This is a genomic window from Methylobacterium sp. AC433 (assembly GCF_979253015.1).
On sequence record NZ_CEEDBN010000020.1, the window covers coordinates 26,247 to 45,271 of the forward strand.

17 protein-coding genes are annotated in these 19,025 nt (G+C 70.4%); 9 read left to right on the forward strand and 8 right to left on the reverse strand.

Going from position 1 to position 19,025, the window contains the following annotated elements; translation table 11 throughout:
- Window positions 1–30: 30 nt before the first annotated feature.
- Window positions 31–8,436 (reverse strand): ExeM/NucH family extracellular endonuclease, encoded by an 8,406-nt coding sequence (locus AC0IWM_RS21255; protein ID WP_471758281.1) that lies wholly within the window; start codon window positions 8,434–8,436, stop codon window positions 31–33.
- Between the two features lie 391 nt (window positions 8,437–8,827).
- Between AC0IWM_RS21255 and AC0IWM_RS21260 the strand changes: the two genes are divergently transcribed.
- Window positions 8,828–9,667: a bifunctional allantoicase/(S)-ureidoglycine aminohydrolase gene (locus AC0IWM_RS21260; RefSeq protein WP_471758283.1), complete on the forward strand. Its 840-nt coding sequence runs from the start codon at window positions 8,828–8,830 to the stop codon at window positions 9,665–9,667.
- Entirely contained in the window at window positions 9,664–10,170 is a 507-nt protein-coding gene (locus AC0IWM_RS21265; RefSeq protein WP_471758285.1) for an ureidoglycolate lyase, read from the forward strand. Before AC0IWM_RS21260 ends, AC0IWM_RS21265 begins: the two co-directional genes overlap by 4 nt.
- 174 nt (window positions 10,171–10,344) lie before the next feature.
- On the opposite strand, the gene AC0IWM_RS21270 is transcribed toward AC0IWM_RS21265, so the two are convergent.
- From AC0IWM_RS21270 to AC0IWM_RS21300, 7 genes are all read right to left on the reverse strand, one after another.
- On the reverse strand, window positions 10,345–10,620 hold the full coding sequence (locus tag AC0IWM_RS21270) for a GCG_CRPN prefix-to-repeats domain-containing protein (protein ID WP_471758287.1): 276 nt from the start codon (window positions 10,618–10,620) through the stop codon (window positions 10,345–10,347).
- A gap of 165 nt (window positions 10,621–10,785) precedes the next feature.
- Window positions 10,786–11,151 (reverse strand): hypothetical protein, encoded by a 366-nt coding sequence (locus tag AC0IWM_RS21275; protein WP_471758289.1) that lies wholly within the window; start codon window positions 11,149–11,151, stop codon window positions 10,786–10,788.
- A gap of 33 nt (window positions 11,152–11,184) precedes the next feature.
- On the reverse strand, window positions 11,185–11,352 hold the full coding sequence (locus AC0IWM_RS21280) for a hypothetical protein (RefSeq protein WP_471758291.1): 168 nt from the start codon (window positions 11,350–11,352) through the stop codon (window positions 11,185–11,187).
- Between the two features lie 83 nt (window positions 11,353–11,435).
- Entirely contained in the window at window positions 11,436–11,639 is a 204-nt protein-coding gene (locus AC0IWM_RS21285) for a hypothetical protein (RefSeq protein ID WP_471758293.1), read from the reverse strand.
- A gap of 331 nt (window positions 11,640–11,970) precedes the next feature.
- Window positions 11,971–12,708 carry an aquaporin Z gene (aqpZ, locus tag AC0IWM_RS21290; RefSeq protein ID WP_471758295.1) on the reverse strand — a complete coding sequence of 246 codons (738 nt, stop codon included), beginning with the start codon at window positions 12,706–12,708 and terminating at the stop codon, window positions 11,971–11,973.
- A gap of 364 nt (window positions 12,709–13,072) precedes the next feature.
- On the reverse strand, window positions 13,073–13,300 hold the full coding sequence (locus tag AC0IWM_RS21295) for a hypothetical protein (RefSeq protein WP_471758297.1): 228 nt from the start codon (window positions 13,298–13,300) through the stop codon (window positions 13,073–13,075).
- On the reverse strand, window positions 13,297–13,929 hold the full coding sequence (locus AC0IWM_RS21300; RefSeq protein WP_471758299.1) for a sigma-70 family RNA polymerase sigma factor: 633 nt from the start codon (window positions 13,927–13,929) through the stop codon (window positions 13,297–13,299). The genes AC0IWM_RS21295 and AC0IWM_RS21300 overlap by 4 nt, the downstream gene beginning before the upstream one ends.
- A gap of 248 nt (window positions 13,930–14,177) precedes the next feature.
- Between AC0IWM_RS21300 and AC0IWM_RS21305 the strand changes: the two genes are divergently transcribed.
- The 7 genes from AC0IWM_RS21305 to AC0IWM_RS21335 all read left to right on the forward strand — a co-directional run bounded on the left by AC0IWM_RS21305 (window position 14,178) and on the right by AC0IWM_RS21335 (window position 19,010).
- Window positions 14,178–15,635, forward strand: coding sequence for a helix-turn-helix transcriptional regulator (locus tag AC0IWM_RS21305; RefSeq protein ID WP_471758301.1), 1,458 nt, complete (start codon window positions 14,178–14,180; stop codon window positions 15,633–15,635).
- Window positions 15,636–15,793: 158 nt separating this feature from the next.
- Window positions 15,794–16,006 (forward strand): CsbD family protein, encoded by a 213-nt coding sequence (locus tag AC0IWM_RS21310; RefSeq protein WP_471758303.1) that lies wholly within the window; start codon window positions 15,794–15,796, stop codon window positions 16,004–16,006.
- A 128-nt stretch (window positions 16,007–16,134) separates the two neighbouring features.
- The gene (locus tag AC0IWM_RS21315) at window positions 16,135–16,638 is read left to right on the forward strand and encodes a CsbD family protein (protein ID WP_471758305.1); all 504 of its coding nucleotides are present in this window, start codon (window positions 16,135–16,137) and stop codon (window positions 16,636–16,638) included.
- A gap of 126 nt (window positions 16,639–16,764) precedes the next feature.
- Window positions 16,765–17,685 (forward strand): PhnA-like protein, encoded by a 921-nt coding sequence (locus AC0IWM_RS21320; protein ID WP_471758307.1) that lies wholly within the window; start codon window positions 16,765–16,767, stop codon window positions 17,683–17,685.
- A gap of 54 nt (window positions 17,686–17,739) precedes the next feature.
- Window positions 17,740–17,943, forward strand: coding sequence for a CsbD family protein (locus tag AC0IWM_RS21325; RefSeq protein ID WP_471758309.1), 204 nt, complete (start codon window positions 17,740–17,742; stop codon window positions 17,941–17,943).
- A gap of 63 nt (window positions 17,944–18,006) precedes the next feature.
- Window positions 18,007–18,423, forward strand: a complete 417-nt coding sequence (locus AC0IWM_RS21330; RefSeq protein WP_471758311.1) for a CsbD family protein — start codon at window positions 18,007–18,009, stop codon at window positions 18,421–18,423.
- A gap of 185 nt (window positions 18,424–18,608) precedes the next feature.
- Complete coding sequence (locus tag AC0IWM_RS21335; protein ID WP_471758313.1) at window positions 18,609–19,010, forward strand: BA14K family protein; 402 nt, start codon at window positions 18,609–18,611, stop codon at window positions 19,008–19,010.
- Window positions 19,011–19,025: the final 15 nt, after the last annotated feature.

Here is a 19,025-nt window from a genome sequence, read left to right on the forward strand (position 1 = left end):
AGGTTCGGGTTTCGATGCGGACGCCTGGGCTCAGCCGAAGAGGCCGTCGTTCACGACGGTGCGGTTCTCCACGAGGCCGAACTGCAGGAAGTGCTGCATCGGGTCGATACCGGCCTGGGCCACGTCCGGGTTGGCCTTGAGGTAGGCCTTGGTGTCGAAGTCGGCGGCCGGGTCGCGGCCCTCCTTGAAGCCGATACCGTCATAGTGCACGAGCGGGTTGACGCCGGCCTGCGCCACGTCCTTGTAGGCGTCCAGGTAGCCCTTGGTGTCGAAGATCGCGTTGGGATCGCGGCCCTCCTTCCAGCCCAGGGCGTCGAAGTGCTGGCGGGCGAAGGCGAAGGTGTCGCCGCCCGCTCGCGAGGCCGCAACGGCCACGTCCGTGTTGGCCAGCAGGTAGTACTCCGCATCGAAGCCGCCCTTGATGTCGGTGGGCCGGCCCACCGCCGCGAAGGTCGAGCGCCCCTCCGCCTGGCCGAACTCGAGGTAGTGCGCCAGCGGGTTGACGCCGGCCGCCTTCACGTCGGGATTGCGGGCGAGGTAGGCCTCGTCGTCGAAGGCGGCGCCCGGGTCGCGGCCCTCCTTCCAGCCGGCCTGGGCGTACTGCGTCAGCGGGTTGGCGCCGGAGGCGGCCACGTCCGGGTTGGCGGCGAGGTAGCCCTTGGTCGAGAAGAAGGCGTTCGGGTCGCGGCCCTCCCGGGCACCGAACTGGGCATAGTGGTCGTCGGCGTCCAGGCCGGAGGCGGCGACGTCCTTGTACCGGGCGAGGTAGTAGAGGTCGTTCACCAGCGGGTTGGCGTCGTTGAGGACGATGGTCGCGTCCGAGAACAGGATGCGTTCGAAGCCGCCGATCGTGTCCCGGCCCTCCGGCCCGGTGACGATGGTGAGGTTGCCGTCCTGCGTGACCTGCGCGTCGGCGAGGCGCGACTGGAAGATCAGGGTGTCGTTGCCGACCGCGCCGGCGATGCCACCGCCCATCAAGACGTCGTCGCCGAGGCTGTTGACGATGATGTCGTCCCCGGCGCCGCCCGCCAGCACGTCACTGAAGGCCGTGCCCTGGAGGGTGTCCGCGCCATCCGTGCCGGTCTTGGCGGTCCCGCGCTGGAACACGGTGTCGGCCCGGGCCGAGAGGTTCTGGATGCGCAGGTCGCCGGCCGGTCCGGTATCGGCGGTGCCGTAGGGCGTGACGGCGTGGAATGCCTTGAGGTACTCGGCCAAAGCGTCCTGCTCGGAGCCCTTGGCCGCGAAGGTCTCGGTGTCGGGGAGCGAGACCGGATTGGCGGTGGTCAGGGTAAGCTTGTTCTCGCCGTAGCCGGGGAAGGGATAGTTGTCGCCGCCGAGTCCCGGCGCCGAGGCCGTGCCGGTGGCCAGGAAGTCGAGCGTCACGACCTTGATGGCGCGGCCGGCATCGCCCACGACCTGGCCGTTCTGGACCAGGGTGTCGAGGACGCGGCCGTCGGCATCGATGATCGCCGCGTTGACGATGCGCTGGCCCTCGCGGGTGACGTTGCCGTTCACGTCGAGGGTCTGGGCCTGCTTGGTGGCGTCGAAGCTGTAGGAGATGCCGCCGACCTGGGCGAACTGGCCCGGGGTCGCTCCCGGCGCCACCGCGGCGACGCCGTGCTCGAGGATGCGCTCCAGCTCGGCGGCCGTGACGGTGACGACCGCGAGGTTGTTGTTGAAGCGCAGGGAGTTGGTGACGTCGAGCTGCGAGATGTCGCCGGCCTGCTTGCCGGCCGAGGGGTTGGCCGCCGGGGGCAGCTCACTGGTACCTCCGCCGGCCGTGGAGAAGGAACCGATCGAGTCGCGGATGCCGCCGCCGTTCTTGATCGAGACCGTGACGCCCGCATCGAACTGCTTGGCGTACCAAAGGTTGGCATCCGACGAGAGGTCGCCGAGGTTGGTCTCTTCGGTGCGGACCTCGCCGCGCCGGCCCTCCAGGTAGACGCTGGTGCGGCCGAGGATGTTGCCGTCCTGCTGGCGGATCACGTCGGCGATGCCGGCCGTCTCCTGGACGCCGTCGTTGTTGGCGTCGAGCCCCTCGATCACCTCGCGGACGAGGAAGCCCTTGCTGCCGGGGGTGAAGGCGGCGGCCGTCGAGCCGTAGAGCCCGGCCACGGTGGCGTCGTCCACCGCGACCGCGCCGCTGGTGGCCGGGTTCACCGACTCGCGGATGACGTTGCCCCGCTCGTCGAAGGTGACGTTGAGGCGGCCGACATAGGAATACTCGGAGGCGGTGTTCACCAGGAGCAGGGTCTGGCCGCTGGCATTGGTGTAGAATTGCGGGTAGCCACCCGCGGCCTTGTCGCCGGGAAGCAGGCGGTCGTCGCCGTCGGCCAGCAGGGTGTGCGAGCCGCCGCCGATGAGCACGTCGACGTTGCGCAGCAGCGGCGCCAGGGCCTGCTCGTTGGCGAGTTGCTGCAGGTGCGTGCCGACGATGACCTTGTTCACGTCCGGGTTGGCGGCGAGCACCCGGTCGACCTCGGCGTTGATCTGCTGGGCCAGCAGGGCGATGTTGTCCTGGCCGGTGAAGCCGTCCAGCGTGACGTTGCCGAGGGTCGTCAGCAGCGGCTCGAGCTGGGTGGTGGCGCCCACGAACGCGATCTTCTCGCCGTTCTCCACGAGGATCGTGGACTTGGCGATCTTGTCCGCCCCCGTGGCCGTCTGGGTCGAGGCCGGGCCGGTCTGGGCGAAGGTGGCGTTCGAGACGTTCGGGTTGACCAGCCCCGAGAGCGCCGCTTCCCGCGAGAAGTTCAGGTTGGCGGAGAGGTAGGGGAACTGGGCGCCGACCCAGGTGTCGTCGGCATTGCCCGCCGCGGTGCCGAGATTGGCCCCGATGATGTTGGCGACCTCGGTGGGCCCGGAATCGAACTCGTGGTTGCCGAACACCGCCGCCTGGACGCCGATGATGTTCTGGATGGTGATGTCGGCCCGGCCGACCGAGGCCGCGAGCTTGGTGTACGCCGCCGAGCCCGTGAGCCCGTAGAGCTGGTTGTAGACGCCGGTATAGGTCGCGGTGAGCTGCGGATCAGCGCCCGCGATGAAGAACGGGCTCGGGATCCAGCCGTCGCCGGTGGAGAGGGTGATCGAGTTCGGGGTCGCATCCTCGAGCTTGTCGACGATGGCGGCGAAGTTCGCCGCGCGCTGCGTGGCGAGAAGGCCGGCCTCCCAATCGGAGGCGTGCAGGATCTGGAGCGTGTAGGTCATGGCCGGCGGGGTCTCCGTCGTGAAGTCGAGCTGGTCCTGGGGGATGCCGGCGAAGGCGTTGCCGGCGGTATCGAGGAGGGCGCCCGCCGGGACGATCACGTCGTAGGCGGTGCCGGCCTTGAGATCGGTGCCCGGGTTGATCGTCACCGTGGCGCCGCTGATGGAAACCTGAGAGGTGTCGCCGACCGCGATGGCACGGGCGTCGCCGGACCCGTCCGTGATCGTGAGGGTGCCGCTGCCGGCCCGCACGGCCTCGCTGAAGGTCAGGACGATGCTGGCGCCCGCCGCCACCTTGAGGGCGTTGTCCGCCGGCGTCGCCGAGACGAGGCGCGGCGCGGTCTGGTCGAGGCGCAGGCCGACCAGGATCGGGTCGTGGTCGGATTCACGGGCGGGGACGAGCGCGTCGAAATAGGTGGCGGAGCGGCCGAAATCGAGGTTGTAGTCGATGGCATCCGCTTCGTCGGCGTTGATGTGCCATTCGGTGACGCCGGTGACCTGGCGGTTCAGGCTCGCATTGGCCAGCGCGTGGTCGAGGGCGCCGTAGGCCCCGTCGAAGACATAGGAATACGGGTTGGCGAGGCGGTCCTCGGCGAGGTTGGTGAAGCCGCCGGCCTTGAGGACGTCGAGGGCGTCCTCCTTGATGTAGGCGTTGAAGTCGCCGAGCAGGACGACGTCGCCGTCCTGCGTCCCCGTCGGCTTGAGGGCGAGCCATTTCGTGAGGGCGGTGGCGGCCAGCTCCCGCTGCTGCTGCCAGCCGCCCTGGCCGTCACCCTGGTCGGCATCGGCGCCCGTGCCGGCCCCGCTCTTCGACTTCAGGTGGTTGATGACCGCCGTGAAGTCCTCGCCCGTGGCGATCTCGCGGAAGGTCACCGCGAGGGCGGCACGGCTGGTGTTGGCGCCGTTGAAGAGGTGTCCGATCGTGCTCTGCTGGAGGAGTGCGGGGTCGAAGGCCTGCACGTCCGAATCGTCGAGCTTCTCGATGGTGGTGTTCAGCGCCACCGAGACCTTGCCGGGCTTGTAGACGAAGCCCACCGCGATGGCGTCGCCGCCGAGGAACTGGCCCTGGTCGAGCTGGGAGCCGGGCCGGACCCAGTCGTAGGTGCCGGCGCCCGCGTGGGCGTTGAGCTGGCCGACGAGGTATTCCAGCGCGTTGCCCGGGTTGCCGGGCTGGAACTGGTTCTCCAGCTCGGTGAGGCCGAACACGTCGGCCCCGGAGGCGATCACCGTGGTGACGAGCTTGGCTGTCTGGCGGTCGAACTCGGCGGCATTGTTGGCGCCGCGCGGGTCGAGGCCGATGGCGGTCTTCACGCCCGTGGCGGAGCCGTCGCTGTCGAGGGTGCGGAAGTAGTTCAGCACGTTGAGGCTGCCGACCTTCAGGTTGCCGCCTACATCGTCGGGGGCGGCCGGGCGGGGATTGGCCCTGGCGAAAGCATTGTCGCCGTCGTCGATCGCCCGCACCCGGTAGGCGCTGGCGGGGCCGTAGCCGAGCACGCCCGTGAGACCCGTCACCGTGTCGCCCATCCGGGGCGCGGTGGCGGTGGAATAGGCCGGGCCGAATCCGTCGAGGAGATCGACGGGCTGGTTCTGGACGTTGAGCCCGTCGTCGTAGGTGATCGAGCGCGCCGCGACCTGTGCAAGGTAGGCCGCGTAGCCGGCGGCGTTCGGCTCGAACGCGTTGGTGAAGGTCTCCGGGCGCCCGCCGGCCGCGAGGCGGATCTCGTTGAAGCGGTCGAGGTTGAACTGCTCGGTGATGGTGAGCGCCTGGCCGAACCGGACGAGCATGCCCTCGTAGCGCTCGAGGTCGGGCTGCGCCGTGGTGCCGGTGCCGATCGTGGCGGCGGCGGGCAGGTCGACCACCGTGGCGGCGGCCTTGAGGGCGGCGGCCGAGAGCGCGCCGGCCTGGACGACCTGGATCTGGGCCGCGTCGGTGACCGTGATCTGCGTCTCGCCGCCAAACTCGGCGACGGTGCCGGTGACCCGGACGCGATCGCCTTCCTGGAGATCCTTCAGGAGGCTGCCGGCGCCCTCGTAGACGAACACGCCCTCGGAGGTCAGCGGGTTGCCGTCCGCATCCGCGGCCTCCTCCTGCAGGTAGAAGCCGCCGAGGTTGCGCTTGGCGTCGGCGTCGCCGGTCTGGAAGTCGCCGACGACGATCGCCTCCACCGTGACGGTGCGGCCGGCGATCGGGCTCGCGCTGCCCGTGCCCTGCACGGCGGAGATCAGGGTGACGTCGTCGTTGAGGATGGTGCCGGTGGCCACGATGCCGGTCGTGGCCAGGGCCGCCGTCACTCCGCTCTGGCCGGCGCTGGCGCCCTTCAGCGTGACCGTGAAGCCCTCATTGGCCTCCGGAAGCGCATCGCCCTGGACCGTGACGGTGACGATGGCCGAGGCCGCGCCCGCCGGAATGGTGCCGGAGATGCTCGCCGGCAGGCTGGGGCCGCCGGCGAAGTCCGCGCCGTCCGCCCCCGCGCCGGCGAGCTCCGCCGTGAAGGCGAGGCTGCCCAGCGTGCCGCCCGTGCGCTCCACCGTGAAGGCGAAGGTGGTGGTGCCGGCATCGCCCTCGGCCTTGGCCACGGCCAATGAGCCGGGCTGGAAGGCGATCGACTGGGTGTAGCCCTGGGGCAGGGCGGCATAGAGGGTCGCGCCGCCGCCGGCCTCGTTGGCGGTGACGAGGAGCGGCGTGCCGGTGGGGTTGCGGTCGGCGGCGATGAAGGTCAGCACCTCGGGGCCGAGATCGGCGGAGACGCCTGCCAGCGGCGGCACGTAGGAGACGTAGGCCGCGTTCGCGGGATCGGTGACGTCGTAGACGATCACGCCGCTCTGGCGCTCGAGGCCCACGAAGGCGTAGGTGCGGCCAGCGACGGTGCCGATCGTGACACCCTCGGGCTCGGGACCCTTGTTGTCGGAGCGGTCGTCGGGGGTGTTGGCCACCACCTGGTCGTTGTTGAAGCGCTGCGGGTTGAGGCTCGCGAAGATCTTCTCGAACTCGCCGCCGGTCTCGCGCACCTTGGTCAGCGCGCCGTCGGCCTCCTGGCGGAAGATCGAGATGCCGCGGCCGCCGAGGGTGTTGAGCTGGTCGAAGACGCCGTCGTTGTCGGTGTCGCCCGTGCGCAGCAGGACGTTGAGGCGGGCGTAGGCGGGATCGGCCTTCAGCGCCTGCAGCTCCGGGGTGAGACGGCTGTTGGCGATGCTGGAGAGGCGGGCCACGTCCGCCGAATCGTCGGCGCCGCCGATGACGCGCTGGTCGCCCTCGTTGGCGGTGACGACGTAGGTCACGCCGTTCACGGCGAAGCTCGCCGCACCGTCGGGCTGGAGCAGGCCGTAGATCGGCGCGTTGGCCGGCGTGTTGGCGATGCGGATCGAGGCCGTGCCGCCCGCACCGTCACGGTCGGAGGCATCGAATTCGTTGCCGGGCAGCGAATGGTTGACGGAGCCGAGCGGCTGGATCGCGATCGGGGCGGTGCCGGGATTGGCGAGGTCGATCACCGCGATGCCGTTGACCTCCTGAAGGGTCACGTAGGCGAAGCGGCTGTCGGGGGAGAGGGCGATGTATTCGGGCTCGATGTCGGCGGCGGCACTCTTGCCCGCGGTGATCGCGAGGCCCTTGGCGCGCAGGGCCGCCTCGCTGCCGTCGAGGGCGTCGAAGCCCACGGTGGCACTGACGCTGGCACTGACCGCGCCCCCGGAGAGATCGAGGATCGAGACGCTGCCGACCGGGTTGATGGCGCTCGTGAACTGCTCGCCCTCGTTGGCGACGAGGAGCTTCGTGCCGTCGCTGGTGAAGACGATCTGGTCGGGTCCAACACCAACCGTCACCGACTTGAGCAGGGAGCCGGCCCGGTCGAACAGGGCGACGCGGCCGGGCTGGTCACCGGCGGCATTGGCGTAGGCCACGGCGACGACGCCGTTCGAGACCGCCACCGAGTTCACCGAACCGTACTGGTCGAGGCCGGCGAGCCGGATCTCGCCGGATTTGGCCATCTGCCCGTCGGCGCCGATGCCGACGATCTCGATCCGGTTCTCGTTGGTGTTCTGGATGTAGAGGCTGCCGGTGGTGCGGTCGTAGGCCACCACCTCGGCATTGGCCGCCGCGGTGGTGGCCGGGTCGTTGGTGGTGGCGTAGCCGCCCAGGCGGACGAGCTGCAGCGCGCCGGTGGGGGAGGGCGGTGTCGTCGCGGTCGCCCCCTGGACCCCCTGGAGGGAGGGCGCCGCATCGAACACCGCCACACCGTTGATCACGGTGGCGGCGTCGTCGTTGACGATGGTCCCGACCGCCTCGCCATCGGCGATCGTGGCGCCGACGACGTTCGTCACCCGCAGGGCGAAGGTTTCGTTGGTCTCGAAGGCCCTGTCGCCGGTCACCGGCACGCTGAAGGTGGCGGAGGTGGTGCCGGCCGCGATCGTCTGCCCGGTCAGGGCGATGGCGACGTAGTCGGAACCGGCCCGGGCGGTGCCGTCGGCGGTGGCGAGGTCGAAGGTGACGCCGCCGGCCGGGGCGGGGGCGCTGAGCGAGACCGTGAAGGTCAGGCCGGCCGTGCCCACCTGGCCCTCGGTCACCTGCGCATCGGCGATCGACAGGGCCGGCAGGGTGGCCGACGCGCTCAGGCTCGAGACCGCGATGTCGTCGATGCCGATCCACTCGTCGCTGCCCACCGCGTTGGCGGTCAGGATGCGAACCTGAAGGCCCGCCGCGCCGTCGGCATCGGCTGGAAGGGCGACGCTGACGGGGGTCACCTGCGTGGCGCTGCCCTGGGTGCTGGCATCGGCCACGAAGCCGGCCGGCAGGTTCTTCCAGGCGCCGCCGTCGGTCCGGTACTGCAGGGCGAGGGGCTGGACGGCGTTGTCGGCCGAGCCGTCGATGTCGCGGGCGTTGAAGGCCACCGTGATGTCCCGCCGCCCGGTGGCATCGAGATAGAGCACCAGACTCGGCGCATCCGCCGTGCCCGAGCCCTGCAGGGCGATCGTCGGGTCGGCGAGCTCGAACTCGGCGACGCCGCCGGACCCCAGGGTGGCGGGACTGGTCTGGTTGGCGACGACGTCCGCATCGTTCGGCAGGGCCGAATCACCGGTGAGGCCCTGCGGGTCGGTGCCCGTGACGGTGGTGAGGTCCTGACCCAGGTACCCGACGATGGCCGGCACCCTGCTCCAGTCGTCGTTCGTCGTGATCGCGCCGGTATCGGTCCAGGCCTGGAGCAGGGGACCGTTCGCGAGGACGTGCGGCGTCGTGGTCATGCGGACACTCTGAGGAGGCGGACGCGCCGGTGACCGGCGACCTGGTCGCGAGCCCGCGCGGCCGGTCGGCGGCGCGCGAGCAGACCGCCCCTGCCGCGGGCTTCACGCCACCGGTAAGGACGTCCGCTCCGCCGCATCAGGACAGATCAGGCTCTGGCAGCCAATAGATCCGCCACGTGACAGATCGATGAAAGCAAATCGAACCCACGATCTGCTCGCCGATCAGGTCACGGCAAAGTAATTTCCGATCGTGATCAGCATTGATCCTCGTGTTTTAATCCACCGTCCCGGAGGTTTTTTCCTGCGGCGGTTCGCGGGGGCGTCCGGCCCGCCGGCGCCTTGACGCGCCGCGGCGAAGTTCGCCACATCGGCCCGACACTGGAGCCCGCGGATGACCACATCGCCCTACAACCCGCCCTGCGGCGGCCTGCCGCCCCAGACCGCGCTGATGACCGGACGGGCCGTGTTCACCGAGGCCTACGCCGTCATCCCGAAGGGCGTGATGAGCGACATCGTCACCTCCGTGCTGCCGTTCTGGGAGGGCACCCAGGCCTGGATGCTGGCCCGCCCGCTCTCGGGCTTCTCCGAGACCTTCGCGCAGTATCTCGTGGCGCTCGCCCCCGGCGGCGGCAGCGAACGGCCCGAGCCCGACGCGGAAGCCGAAGGCGTGCTGTTCGTGGTCGAGGGACGGGCACGCCTCCGCCTCGACGGCCGGTCCCACGACCTGACCCCCGGCAGCTACGCCTACCTGCCGCCCGGGGCCACCTGGAGCCTGCGCAACGACGGGGCCGGGCCGACCCGCCTCCACTGGATCCGCAAGGCCTATGCGCGGGTGCCGGGCATCGAGGTGCCGCCGGCCTTCGTCACCCACGAATCGGAGATCATCCCGGCGCCGATGCCCGGCACCGACGGCGCCTGGGCCACGACCCGCTTCGTCGCCTCCGACGATGTGCGCCACGACATGCACGTCAACATCGTGGCGATGCGCCCGGGTGCCTCGATCCCGTTCGAGGAGACCCACGTCATGGAGCACGGCCTGTTCGTGCTGGAGGGCAAGGCGGTCTACCGGCTCAACCGCGACTGGGTCGAGGTGGAGGCGGGCGACTTCATGTGGCTGCGCGCCTACTGCCCCCAGGCCTGCTACGCCGGCGGCCCCGGCCCCTTCCGCTACCTCCTCTACAAGGACGTCAACCGGCACGCCCCGCTCGCGCCCTTCCGGGCGGCCCGATGAGCGGCCGCCGGATCGTCGCCGCGCCGCTGACGGCGGAGGCCTTCGCTCCGTTCGGCACCGTGATCGACAAGGCGGCCGTCGCGCCGCGCCCGATGAACGCCGGCAAGGCCCGCCGCTTCCACGACCTCGCGCAGGTGCGGGTGGCGGGCGAGGACGGGCACGTGGTCATCGGCTACGTCGAGGCCGAACCCTACGGCCTGCCCCTCGCGGTGAGCCTCGTCGAACGCCATCCGCTGGGCGCGCAGGCCTTCCTGCCCCTGAATGCCGCGCCGTTCCTGGTGGTGGTCTGCCACGACGAGGGCGGCCGCCCCGGCCGGCCGCGCGCCTTCGTCACCGCGCCGGGCCAGGGCGTGTGCTACGCCATCGGCACGTGGCACGGGGTGCTCACCCCGTTCGGCGCGCCCCAGAACTTCCTCGTGGTCGACCGCGGCGGCCTCGGTGCGAACCTGGAGGAATACGTGTTCGACGAGCCGTGGACGATCCACGGCCCGCATATGGTCTGACAGGCCTCACGCTCGGCTTCTGCGGCGCACGAGGCCCCCCGGCCGAGACCCGTCCGGCCTCGGCCTGGGGGGCATGAGAGGTTTCGGAACACGGTCGGCCGGTCGGAAGCCGTCTCGACGCGGGGAAGGGCGCCCGGTTGAGGACGGGCACCCCGGTCTGGGATCGGTGCCGCCTCACCAGCGATGGTGCCAGCCCGCATGGCGGTAGCCGCCGTGCCAGCCCCAGGGATAGCGATAGCCGACATGGCGGTAGCCGCCCCAGCGATGCCAGCGGGGGCCGTACACGATCGGACGGACCACGATGAGGCGGTAGGCGACGTTCGGACGGCAATATCCGTAATGGCCGCGATGTCCCCAGGGTCCGCACCCGTCGCGCGCCTCGGCGACGCCGGTATTTGCAGCAATCGCACCGAGCGCAAGGATAGCTGCGCCAGCAAGTTTTAATCGCATTCGCATCTCCTCTGTTGCGATGGTCCATAAATACGAAAATTTTCAGGATAGCTGTAGATCTATAGGCTAAATTTTTGTAAATAAACGTATCAATCAATCGATCTTGAAGAACATTCATCTTCTCTGACACGATCGACAACAGACATGCTCTTGCCGCACGGAGCCTCAATCGGTCCTGCGCGAGGTCCAGCGCCCCGAACAGCTCACCGGCCCGGACAGGTTCCGGAACCCGGATCCGTCCGAGGCCCGCAGCAGGCCCTCGACGGCCACGCTCGCCAGGCCGCTGCGGATGGTGCCGACGATGCGGCCGTCCGATCCGGCCCGACCGGACGCATCGACGCCACTGCCCCCCGCGTCGTCCACGACGCCGTCGCGGATGACGATGGGATACCGGTACGGACCGGTGCAATTGCCGTCGTCGACGGTCGCGGTCACCGACCAGTTTCCATCGAAGCGCGTGGCGGCCTCGGCCGCCGAGACGCCCACGACGATCAGGACCGTCGTCGCGAGCCACCGTGAGATGGGTGTCACGCTCTCCTCTCTGTGCGACCGTCGCAATGGCGGTCAGGTCTCGTCCACACCCGTCTCGTCCACACCCGCGGCGCGGTAGCGGATCATCAATTCGCCCGTCGCCCGGAGCGCATAATCCGCGACCGTCTCGCCGGTCCGCGGCGGGACCACTTCGGTCACGGGGCGTCCGCCGAGCAGGGCGGCGAGTTCCGCGCGCGCCATCCCGGATTCGACGGCTTCGCGGACGACGCCCTCGCCATAGAGCCGCGCGTCCGGGACGGGGGACGGGACGGATCGGCCGGGGATCAGGCCCGGACTCCGGGATCGACCGGCGCACCGGGACGGGGATCGGGGCCGATGACGGGCTCGGAGGGGATATCGCCCGGCGGCTCCTCGAAGGGGGCCGAGGGCTCGTCGGACCCGAGCGGTCGCTCGCCCGGATAGGGCCGCGGCGGCAGGTCCGACGGAGTGCCGCCCGGGATGGGCTCGGGCATGCCGGGATAGGCCATGGGACTCTCCTCCACGCGTGCCGCGGTTTGCGCGTGATGTTCTCGAAAGGGGGGACCTTGGGCCGGGCCTGTGCCCGGAGCGGCACGACGCCCGGCCCTGCGGCCATGCCGAACCTGATCGGGGGGACTTACGAGGCCCGGCATAACTCTGGATTTGTCTGGACTGCGAAGCAGCCCTGCCGATCACCGGCTCTGGCGTCGAGATATGTGCGGCGATGCTGGGCTCAATGATGCGGATGCATCAGTTTGTTCGATTTTTTCCTGGTATGATCGGTCGTTCTTGCTTGCCGTCATCGCCCGTCGCGATGGCCTCGGACGGACGCGGCGCCGATCAGGAGGCACGCTTTTCCAGAACCTCGGTCTCGGTCGCCGGGACCGGCTCGTAGAGCCAGCGGGCGAGGCTGCCCGCGATGACCGCGCCGATCATCGGCGCGAGCCAGAACAGCCAGAGCTGCCCGAGATGCGCGCCGCCCGCGAACAGGGCCGGGCCGGTGCTGCGGGCCGGGTTCACCGAGGTGTTGGTGATCGGGATCGTGATGAGGTGGATGAGGACGAGGGCGAAGCCGATGGGAATGCCGGCGAACCCTACGGCCGCGCCCTTCGAGGTCGTCCCGATGATGATCATCAGGAAGAAGAAGGTCGTCAGGACCTCCGCCATCAGGCAAGCCGGCAGGGCGTAGCCGCCGGGACTGAGGGGTCCGTACCCGTTCGCCGCGAAGGCGTCCGGTTGCCAGCCGGCCTTGCCCGAGGCGATCAGGTAGAGGATGGCCGCGCCCAGGATCGCACCGAGGATCTGGGCGACGACGTAGGGCACCACGTGGTGGTTCGCGCAGCGGCCGGCGGACCACAGCCCGACGGTCACGGCAGGGTTGAAGTGGCCACCCGAGATGTGGCCGACCGTGTAAGCCATCGTCAGGACCGTGAGTCCGAAGGCGAAGCCGACGCCGAGGAAGCCGATCCCCAGTCCGGGAAACGCGGCGCTGATCACGGCCGCCCCGCATCCGCCGAAGGTCAGCCAGAATGTCCCGAAGAATTCGGAGATGACGCGCCGCCCGAGATCATTGTTCATGAAGATGTCCTCCTGCGCAGCGCGGAGAGGCGACGTCGTACCCGCATGGGATGGAAATCGATCGATGCGCACCGACAGACGATCGAGTACCTGCGACCTGCCCTTACGACCAAGATTGGTGAACCCGATTGCCTAGAGCAATGATGCAGCTGTACCAGTGCGTCGATCTTTTATCCGAAATCTTCGCGTGGCGGATCACTTCGGCGTCAGTACACAGAATTGCGCCATTACCTTTGCCATACCCATGGTTCAGCGCGCCGCGAGCGCGGACAAAGGCTGCACTCCATTGTCGGGACACATGCCGGTGTCCGGGACCCGGTGCGGGGTGCGGGACCCGTCGCGGCGGCAGATTCGGCCTGCGGTCTCAGGCCTGACCGGCAACGGGCGCCACGCCGTCGGGGGCGGGGGACCTCGCGGGGCGCGGGGCGGGCGGGCTCGTCGAGATCCCGCCGTAGCCGAGGGCGACGGCCTTCCAGAAGGCCTCGCGCTGGTCGGGTGCGCGCTCGCGCAGATAGCTGTCGAGGGCCGCCCGGACCCATGCGCCGATGGGGTCCGGGTCGAAGGGCGGCGAGGCCGCGTCCGGCGGGATCACGCGTTCCCCATGGCCTTGACCAGACGCTCGCGAGCACGGCTGACCCGGCTCTTCACGGTGCCGGTCTGGCAGCCCAGGACGGCGGCGGCCTCGTCGTAGAGCAGGCCGTCGACCATCACGAGGAGCAGCGTCTCGCGGTGCTCCGGCGTCAGGCCGTTCAGGGCGGCCTGAAGCTGGATCAGGCCGATCCGATGCTCCTGCTCGGGCTCCAGGCGCAGGGTGGCCGCGAAGGCCCCGTCGACATCCTCGACCTCGCGGCGAAGCCGCTTGCGCTGGTTGAGGAAGGCATGGCGCAGGATCGTGAACAGCCAGGCGATCAGCCGCGTCCCCGGTTCGAACCGCGACCGGTTCTCCCAGGCGCGCATCAGGGTGGTCTGGACCAGGTCGTCCGCCTCGGCCGCGTTCCCGCACTGGGAGAAGGCGTACCGGCGCAGGCGCGGAACGGCGGCGATCAGGTCGGCCCGGAACGAGTCGGGCACCTGCCCGTCGGCCTGCGCCGCCGACAAGGCGGTCCCGAGCCGGACCAGCACCTGGCCGAGCCTGGATTGCTCCTCGACGCCATCGGGAAACGGAAAGATCTCGTTCAGTCGACGGCCGATCCAATCCGGAATCCGGCGCTGCGCTTCCACGTCATCCGAAGAGGAGCTGAACACTTTGAGGTCTGACTGCACGGATGAGTGCCCTCTTGTCTCGATCAGGCGATGACTTGCGCGACCCTCCACGAGCGAGGTCACCCGAAGGCTTGTGATTGGGCAATCACATTCACGTCAATGATCCAGATATACCAGACAATCGCTTATCGGACGCGGAACCGGCCTCCCACGCACTTGTTACGAGCTGGACTTTGCAAGCGGCGCGACGCGCCACGGGAGCCCCGGTGACACTCGGCGTCGACAGGCATGAACTCCGGCAGATCGTGGCGGGCTTGAGCGAGGGCGTGATCCTCGTCGAGCCGGACCAGACCATCGCCTATGCCAACGCCGCCGCGCTGGAGATGCACGGGGCCGAGACGTTGGAGGAGCTCGGGGGGACGGTGGATGCCTACCGGGCTCGCTTCTCCCTGCGCTACCGCAACAACCACGCCCCCAACCAATACCCGATCGAGCGTGTGGTGGCCGGGGAACGCTTCCACGACGTCATCGTGGAGGTCACGCGCACCGACCGGCCCGACACCGACTTCGTGCATTCCCTGCGCAGCCTGGTCGCCACCGACCGCGACGGCCAGCCGAGCTGCCTCGCCCTCATCCTCAAGGACGTCTCGGACCAGTTCGAGGCCGAGGCGCGCTTCGAGGCCACCTTCAACGCCAACCCGGCCCCGGCGGTGATCTGCCGGCTCGCGGACCTGCGCTTCGTGAAGGTGAACCTCGGTTTCCTGGAAATGACCGGCTACACGCGCGACGCCGTCATCGGCCGCAGCGTCTACGAGGTCGACGTCCTGGCCAATGCCCGCAGCCGCGACCTGGCGATCTCGCGGTTGAACGAGGGCGGGACCATCCCGCAGATGGAGGCCTGCCTCGACCTGCCCGACGGCGGCACACGCTTCGTCATCGTGGCGGGTCAGCCGATGGAGCTCGGCGACGAGCCCTGCATGCTCTTCACCTTTGCCGACCTGGAACTGCGCCGGAAGGCCGAGACGGCGCTGCGCCAGAGCGAGGAGCGCTTCGCCAAGGCGTTCCGGCTCACCCCCGTGCCCACCCTGCTCGCCCGCGCCGACGGGCTGGCGATCACCGGCGTCAACGAGGCCTTCACGAGGGTCTTCGGCTTCGGCGCCGAGACGGTGACCGGCCGCACGCCGGCCGATCTCGATCTGTGGGTCTCGCAGCCCCAGCGCGATCGGTTCGAGACGGCCCTGGCCCGGACCGGCTACGTGCTGGGCCTGGAGGTCTGCCTGCGTCACGAGGACGGGAGCAGCCTCGACTGCCTGGTCTCGGCCGAGCGGGTGGAGATCGGCGCGGAGTCCTTCGCGCTCCTCGTCCTGCAGGACATCACCGAGCGCAAGCGCAGCGAGCGCGAGCTGTTCGAGGCCATCGAGGCGGTGATGGCCGACACCTCCTGGTTCAGCCGGGGGCTGATCGAGAAGCTGGCCCACCTGCGCCAGCCGGGTGCCGGGCACCAGGATGCGGTCTCACCCAACATGACGGTGCGCGAGCGCCAGATCCTCGACCTGATCTGCGCCGGACTCTCCGACGAGGTCATCGCCCGGCGTCTCGGCCTGTCCAAGAACACGGTCCGCAACCACGCGGCGGCGCTGTACCGCAAGCTCGACGTGCACAAGCGCTCCGAGGCGATCGTGTGGGGCCGCAACAACGGCTTCCCGACCGCGCCATCAGGGTAAAAAAATCAGTTTACTGGTACGTCTGCATCATTGATGGGGCGCGACCAGGGACCATTTCTCGAACAACGGGCCTTGGGCGGAGTACCCCGCCGCCCGACCTTTGCCTGCCGCGACTGGACTCGTCCGGTCCGGCACCTGCTCCACGCGAGAGGGCCACAATGACCGCCACCAAGCCGCCCACCTCCGCCCAGGCGATCAAGGGCTCGGTCAAGGAAGCCATCGGCAAGCTGACCGGTGACGGCCGGGTCGAGGCCGAGGGCCGCAGCGAGGCCGAGGGCACGTCCGCCACCAAATCGGAGGATGAGGCCGGGACGCCGAAGGCCGGCGGGGCCGCCAGGTCGGCCAAGGTGGTCAGGCCGGCCAAGCCGTAGGGGTGTCCGCACCCCCGCTCACGCCCCCCGTCATCGAGCGAAGCAACTCCCCCCAAGTCACACCCTACACCCACGCGTCGGGCATCGACGCACACCCGTCACCAACCACGACGAACAAGGACAGGATCATGGTCGATACCAATCGGATTACGGGCGCAGCCCAGGAACTCGGCGGCAAGGTCCAGGGCGCTGTCGGCGACCTCACCGGCTCGAAGCGGGACTCGCTCGAGGGCCGGGCGCGCGAGGCGCAAGGGGCGGCCGAGACCCTCTACGGCCAGGCCAAGGACGGTGTGCGCGAGGCCGCCGGCCACGTCGCCGAAACGGCGCGCGAGATCGGCGGCCAGGTCCGTGACGCGGCGGGCAAACTGACCGGGTCGGGCGAGGTCGAGGACCGCGCCCGCCGCGCGCGGGGCGCGGCCAGCGACACCTACGAACGGGCCGAGCGCGCCGTGCGCCACGCCGCCGACGAGGCCTACGACCGTGCCGAGGACGCCTACGAGAACGGTGGGCGGTACCTGCGCGAGGGCGGCCGTGAGGTCAGCAACCAGGTCGCCGAGCACCCGATCGCCGCCCTGCTCGTGGCCGGCCTTCTCGGCTACGGCCTCGGCCTGCTCATTCACGGCCGCGACTGAGCGGAACCACGCAACGCGTCCGGCCGCCTGCGCGTCCGCAGCGCGGCCGGAGCCTGGACTTCCACCCCGACTGACCCCTCGAACGACCGAGCTTCTCGGACGACCGACGATCCGGAGTACCTCTACGTGTCCACCTCTCCCCTTCTCGCGACCTCGACTCCCGCCGCCTCATCCGACGTCCGCACGGTCCTGCTCCATCAGGTGTCGTGGGGCGCGATCTTCGCCGGTGCGGTCACCGCCCTGGTGAGCCAGGTCATCCTCAACATGGTCGGCGTGGGCGTGGGCCTGTCCAGCGTCGGCGCCAGCGCCGCCGACAACCCGGCCGCCTCCACCCTCTCGCTGGGCGCCGGCCTCTGGTTCGTGGCCTCGGGCGTGGTCGCCGCGCTCGCCGGCGGCCTCATCGCCGGGCGCCTCTCAGGCAAGCCCGTCGCGGGCGCGGCCGGCCTGCACGGGCTGGTCTCCTGGGCGGTGACCACCCTGGTGGTGCTCTACCTCCTGACCTCGGCGGCCGGCGGCCTGATCGGGGGCGCCTTCTCGGGCGTGACCAGCACGCTGGGCGGCGCCGGCTCGCTGGTGGGCGGCACGGTGCAGACGGCCACCCAGGCGGCCGCCCCCTCCCTGTCGAAGATCACCAACCCGCTGGACGGCATCGAGCAGACGGTGCGCCAGCAGGCGGCCGGCCAGGACCCGCAGGCGGCCAAGGACGCGGCCGTGGCCGCCATCCGGGCGCTGTTCACCGGTGATCCGGCCCAGAAGGCCGAGGCCGAGACCCGCGCGGCCGACGCGCTGGCCAAGGCGCAGGGCATCCCGGCCGACCAGGCCAAGGCGCAGATCCAAGATTACCGCAAGCAGTACGACGCGGCCGTGGCCAGCGCCAAGCAGAAGGCCGAGGCCGCCGCCCTGGCCACCAAGTCGGCGGCCACCCAGGGCGCCTTCTACGGCGCGCTGGCGCTGATCCTCGGCGCGCTCGCCGGCTTCCTCGGCGGCCGCCTCGGCGCCCCCAAGCCCCACACCCTCGTGGCCGGATACGACGCCCGCCGCGCCTGAACGGAGAGGGGCTGGCCTGACCGGCCGGTTCCCAGAACCGCAGGAGATCCTCGCATGAGCAGCACCACCGACAAGCTGAAGGGTCTCGCCAACGCGGCGGCCGGCAACGTCAAGCAGGCCGCCGGCAAGGTCACGGGCAACGACCGGCTCGTGGTCGAGGGCAAGGCCCAGGAACTCAAGGGCGAGGCCCAGCGCACCCTCGGCGAGGCCAAGGAGGGCGCCGCCTCGCTGGTCGACAAGCTGACCGGCAAGCGCTGACGCCACGGGTGCCGGTCCTCCGGGCCCGCCCCCCCAATCCCACGCCAATCCAGGAGACATCCCATGAATCGCGACGAGTTCCGTGGCGCCACGCGCCACCTCAAGGGCCGGGCTCAGACCGCCCTCGGCGGCGTCACCGGCGATCCCGCCGGCCAGGTCCGCGGGGCCGTCAACCAGGTGGCCGGCGGTGCGCAATACGCCTACGGTCGGGCCCGGGACCGGGCGGAGGACTGGGCCGAGGACGGGCGCGACCTCGCCCACGAAGCCCGGGACCGCGCAGGTCATCTGATCGAGGAAGGCCGCGACCGGGCCGGGCACCTGATTGAGGAAGGGCGCGACCTGGCTCGCCACGCCCGCACGCGCGGCACGGCCTATGGCCGCCGGGCGGCGCGCTACGCCGACGACAACCGCGCTTCGGCCCTGCTCGGCCTGGCGGCGGTGGCCTTCGCCGTCGGCTGGCTCGCCCGGCCCCGTCGCTGATACGTCCGATTTCGGAGAGACATCATGATCCGCAAGCTCCTCACAGCGTTCCTGCTGCCCAAGCTCATCGCCTATGCCGGCCGCCGCTTCGGCGGCCGTGCCGCCCCAGCGCCGCGCCGCCGGGGCTGAGCCTGATCGAGCTCCGGGGGACGACCCCGGGCTCGCCACCAGAACGAGGATTCCCCATGAAGCTGCCCCTCGCTGCCGCCCTGGCCGCATCGCTGCTGAGCCTGCCGGCCACGGCCGCCCCGACCGGCCAAGGCGCGGTCACGGCCCTCCTGCGGGGCACGTTGCCCACGGACTACGTGCAGTATCGCCGGTTCGGCCATCGCCACGGCTGGCGCGGGGGACGCGGCTATCGGCGCGGCTACGGATATCGGCGCGGCCCGGGGGCCGGCGTGGCCGGCGTGGCCGGCCTCGCCGCCGGCGCGATCATCGGCGGCGCCATCGCGAATTCGCAGGCCCAGGCCACCCCGCGCGGCATCCCGGCCGAGGCCGTGGCCGCCTGCGCCCGCCGTTTCCGCTCCTACGACGCGACCAGCGGGACCTACCTCGGCGCCGACGGCGCGCGGCATTCCTGCCCGTAGCGGATCGCATGACCG

Coding starts and splice junctions, on each gene's coding strand:
- AC0IWM_RS21255 (WP_471758281.1), bottom strand. CDS start 8,436: ATGACCACGACGCCGCACGTCCTCGCGAACGGTCCCCTGCTCCAGGCC.
- AC0IWM_RS21260 (WP_471758283.1), top strand. CDS start 8,828: ATGACCACATCGCCCTACAACCCGCCCTGCGGCGGCCTGCCGCCCCAG.
- AC0IWM_RS21265 (WP_471758285.1), top strand. CDS start 9,664: ATGAGCGGCCGCCGGATCGTCGCCGCGCCGCTGACGGCGGAGGCCTTC.
- AC0IWM_RS21270 (WP_471758287.1), bottom strand. CDS start 10,620: ATGCGATTAAAACTTGCTGGCGCAGCTATCCTTGCGCTCGGTGCGATT.
- AC0IWM_RS21280 (WP_471758291.1), bottom strand. CDS start 11,352: ATGGCGCGCGCGGAACTCGCCGCCCTGCTCGGCGGACGCCCCGTGACC.
- AC0IWM_RS21285 (WP_471758293.1), bottom strand. CDS start 11,639: ATGGCCTATCCCGGCATGCCCGAGCCCATCCCGGGCGGCACTCCGTCG.
- aqpZ (WP_471758295.1), bottom strand. CDS start 12,708: ATGAACAATGATCTCGGGCGGCGCGTCATCTCCGAATTCTTCGGGACA.
- AC0IWM_RS21310 (WP_471758303.1), top strand. CDS start 15,794: ATGACCGCCACCAAGCCGCCCACCTCCGCCCAGGCGATCAAGGGCTCG.
- AC0IWM_RS21315 (WP_471758305.1), top strand. CDS start 16,135: ATGGTCGATACCAATCGGATTACGGGCGCAGCCCAGGAACTCGGCGGC.
- AC0IWM_RS21325 (WP_471758309.1), top strand. CDS start 17,740: ATGAGCAGCACCACCGACAAGCTGAAGGGTCTCGCCAACGCGGCGGCC.
- AC0IWM_RS21330 (WP_471758311.1), top strand. CDS start 18,007: ATGAATCGCGACGAGTTCCGTGGCGCCACGCGCCACCTCAAGGGCCGG.
- AC0IWM_RS21335 (WP_471758313.1), top strand. CDS start 18,609: ATGAAGCTGCCCCTCGCTGCCGCCCTGGCCGCATCGCTGCTGAGCCTG.